2 rRNA genes are annotated in these 643 nt (G+C 43.2%); both read right to left on the bottom strand.

The annotated features are described in order from the left end of the window. Positions 1-199 precede the first annotated feature (199 nt). Positions 200-314: ribosomal RNA gene (gene rrf, locus AAEY83_RS12765) — 5S ribosomal RNA — on the bottom strand. A gap of 206 nt (positions 315-520) precedes the next feature. Further along, a 23S ribosomal RNA gene (locus tag AAEY83_RS12760) occupies positions 521-643 on the bottom strand; the annotation flags it as partial.

The raw sequence follows: 643 nt of genomic DNA, 5'->3' as shown, positions 1-643 counted from the left end.
CCTACTGCGGGCTCTCTACAATTTGTAGTCGGTGCGCTACGCAGTAGGATGTCGTAGTGCCCACAGCGGTGGAGAGCCACAGTGAAATGCTACACTATCTTTGTGTCGCGATATGAGTGTGTGTTAATTGCGTACATTTCACTTTTCTGCAGACGTAAAAAAGCCCGACTATTTCTAGTCGGGCTCTCTACAATTTGAAGCCTGGTAATGTCCTACTTTCACATAGCAAATGCTACACTATCATCGGCGCTGTTTCGTTTCACTACTGAGTTCGGCATGGGGTCAGGTGGGTCCAAAACGCTATTGTCACCAAGCAAATTAGGTGCAAAGAATCAATGACAAGCACGTAGTGCTACCATTTTCTTTGCGCAAGGTGCCTCAACTTTAACGCTACGCGCTAAGAGTCACCTCTTGAATTTGGAAAATATCTGATAATATTTTTTAAGTCTTTCTAAGTAATGTCTACTTTAGTTATATTAACTTCTGTCTAAACTGTCGCATAAAACGCGTTTGGCGTTGTATGGTTAAGCCTCACGGGTAATTAGTACAAGTTAGCTTAATGGCTCACACCACTTCCACATCTTGCCTATCAACGTTGTAGTCTTCAACGGCCCTTCAGAGACTTTAAAAGTCTAGTGAGAAC

It is taken from the genome of Psychrobacter sp. TB20-MNA-CIBAN-0197 (assembly GCF_040309765.1).
GTDB lineage: Bacteria > Pseudomonadota > Gammaproteobacteria > Pseudomonadales > Moraxellaceae > Psychrobacter > Psychrobacter submarinus.
The sequence above is the reverse complement of the archived record's forward strand: the minus strand, read 5'-3'. Positions and strand labels throughout refer to the sequence as shown.